Annotated in this window: 1 protein-coding gene and 1 pseudogene; one reads left to right on the top strand and one right to left on the bottom strand. The window is 55.4% G+C overall.

Features of this window, described 5'->3' with window-relative positions; all coding sequences use genetic code 11:
• Positions 1-222 (top strand): annotated as a pseudogene (locus CRO75_RS32160) (IS5/IS1182 family transposase); the annotation flags it as partial.
• A gap of 208 nt (positions 223-430) precedes the next feature.
• Here the strand turns inward: CRO75_RS32160 and CRO75_RS32165 are convergent.
• On the bottom strand, positions 431-673 hold the full coding sequence (locus CRO75_RS32165) for a hypothetical protein (protein ID WP_097140659.1): 243 nt from the start codon (positions 671-673) through the stop codon (positions 431-433).
• Between the last annotated feature and the right edge of the window lie 1,137 nt (positions 674-1,810).

The following is a 1,810-nucleotide window of genomic DNA, read 5'->3' on the forward strand; positions in this document are numbered from 1 at the left end:
GTCGATAGTGCCTACGCGGGAAAATGGGCTCAGCGCATGCATCAAACGCACGCGGTCGACGTTCAAGTGATCCGGGGGCCAAACAATAGAAGAACAGGACAATGGCACTCAGAACAAGGCGATCTGTTCATGGTAACACCTGCTCCGAGCGGTTTCGTGGTGATGCCCAGGCGCTGGGTAGTGGAGCGAACTCATGCCTGGAATGAGAGGGCTCGGCGGCTATCAACGCAAAACCCAGGACTGCAAGCAGGATTGTTTTTGGGGACGAAGGTACTCAGCTTTTTTCTCTGGAGGGCTGTAGGGCTTAGCTAATCACTGCGGAGACCACTTGCAGGAGTAGGGCTAGGATTTGCTTGCGATCTTCCGGCAGGTAGGCCTGCATGCGGTTCAGGTCCTTGACGTCAGAGGCGCTGCGCAGAGGCATCGTCCATCAGTTCGAAGTGGTGGGTCTATTCGGAGCAGTTTCGGCGTCACGGTCATGAACTGAAAACAGGTGATACCCGGCAGGCGTTGCTTCTGGTGAAGCGGCAATCGCCCTAACGACCTCAATATCCTCGGTACCGATCTCTGTTGAACTGACGGTAAAGGTCTTCTTTCCCCACTTAGGATCTCTGCGGAACCCATCTGAGAGTGAGCACCCCTTTACGCGATATTCCATGATGAAAAATGCCATGGTGAATTTCCTGATACGTGGGTGTCAGTAAAACAAGTCAGTTTGCTGGTTTGAGAGATCGGACTTCGGAGTATGTTCGCGGGTGGCCCAGCTGGCGACGTACCTCGGACAACCAGGCTTTGTATTGCGCATTTGCTCGCTCACCCCATGGGTACGCATTGGCCAACGCTTTGCACAGTACCCGCATGTCTCCACGGCCTACACGGCGGATTACTTTGGCAATGATCGGCGCAGCTGAATCAGCCCAAGACATGGTCGACGTCTTCAACAGAATCGGCCGTTCTCTACCGATCATGTCTGATGGTCAAGTCCGATGCAAATGACTGGTCAGGTCGAATGCAAATGGATGGTCAAGTGGGGTGCAATTTCGCATGCAGCGACTTTTTCCTTGAAGCTCCGGCGCACCGGGCGAGGTGGTCAGGCGAGGCGCCCCTCCAGTGCGACGGACTGCGGCGTTTTCGGCTGAATCTACTTAAAGATTATTCTCTTGGCCGTTTGTCTTCACGATCCAGGCGTCTCTGCCGCTCTCGGCGCTCTTGTTTCATTTTTTTCCCTACCTTGGGGGCCGCTGCCATTGTTTCCGTGGGCGACATCGTCCTTACGGCTGAAGTCTGTCCTTGCTCCTGGATGTACAACACCGACTTCCAGGTTTGGATCCGGTTGCCAGGCGAGGGGGGACAGATCACTTCACACGTGAAGGGGGTCAAACTCGCCGATGCAACCCAGGTTCATGTGGACGAGTTGCTTGGTGCGGTTCAGATCAAACCCTGCGCTTGCGAAGGGTGCAACAATCCTGCTTTCGACGCGTCTGTCCACAAGACCAATCGTGCAGGTAGTGACTACGCCACAATCCCCATCGACATGCGACCAACATGAAGAAACCCTTGCGGTGGGGCGCAATTGCGCCCTATTGGAGAGCGCCGCGTTTGGTGGCAATGAACACGAAGCCCTTCGCTGCCGGGCTATTTGTTGAGTCGGTCCTGAATCGGTTCGAGTCGGGCATTGCGAGCGCCGTATCGAACTCGACGAGTCCTAAAGCGGCTGGGTTTCCCGCTAACCCGTGGCTCTGTTTCTTCTGAAGCGCCGTTGACTATACGTCAGACTTCTCCGCCTGGACTGCACCTTCGGTCGCTGATG

The organism is Pseudomonas sp. LAMO17WK12:I10 (assembly GCF_900215185.1).
GTDB classification, from domain to species: domain Bacteria; phylum Pseudomonadota; class Gammaproteobacteria; order Pseudomonadales; family Pseudomonadaceae; genus Aquipseudomonas; species Aquipseudomonas chlororaphis.

Bases quoted from the DNA above. Each gene is read 5' to 3' on its own strand.
- CRO75_RS32165 (WP_097140659.1), bottom strand. From the start codon at position 673: ATGGCATTTTTCATCATGGAATATCGCGTAAAGGGGTGCTCACTCTCA.